General features: G+C 63.2%; 1 protein-coding gene and 1 pseudogene. Both read right to left on the bottom strand.

What is annotated here, in order from left to right; all coding sequences use genetic code 11:
- Positions 1 to 94 (bottom strand): annotated as a pseudogene (locus BN2476_RS45105) (type VI secretion system contractile sheath small subunit); the annotation flags it as partial.
- 49 nt (positions 95 to 143) lie between these two features.
- Positions 144 to 668: ClpB D2-like domain containing protein (locus tag BN2476_RS45110; RefSeq protein ID WP_500045347.1), on the bottom strand; the 525-nt coding region annotated here is incomplete at its 5' end.

The raw sequence follows: 668 nt of genomic DNA on the forward strand, positions 1-668 counted from the left end.
TCTTTTCGGAGCCATAGACCTCGACGTCATACTCGATCTGCACACGTGGTGCGCGGTTGCGTGCGATGAACTTCTGCGAACTGCTGGAAGACATGGGGGAAACTCCCGTGAGCGGTGGTGGGTGTGGTAAAGGGTCGGCAGCGTCAGAGAGCCTGCCCGACCATGGATTCCTCGGCGTCAGCGTTGACGCCATCGGTCTGGCTGGCCTGCTGCTGCGCAGCCGGGAACCGGAACAGCAGCGCGGTAGCAGGCGGAGCGTCACGATCGCCCAGGACAATATCGATGCGTGAGAGCGGCTGCTTCGACGAAAAGGCATCGAGCCACAGGGTAGAAAGACGCGGCAGGACGTGCTGCTCGATGAAGCCGATCAGCACACGTGCACCCGTCTCCTGCACGAGACATCGACCGACGATGTAATCGACGACAGCCTCCTCGTAGTTCAGTACGATCTGGTGTGTCTCGGCCATGCGGCGCACGACGCGCTCCAGGTGCAGCCTGACGATGCGCGCGAGTGACATGCTGGCGAGCGGCCGGTATGGCACGAGGGTGATGCGACCAAGGAATGCGGCCGGGAACACCTTGAGCAGTTCGGGGGCGAGCGCAGCACGCAAGGCCTCTGTATCCGGTGCAAGCGCCGGGTCCGCACACAGGCTTGCCGTCAGCTCCGA

The organism is Paraburkholderia piptadeniae (genome assembly GCF_900007165.1).
GTDB lineage: Bacteria > Pseudomonadota > Gammaproteobacteria > Burkholderiales > Burkholderiaceae > Paraburkholderia > Paraburkholderia piptadeniae.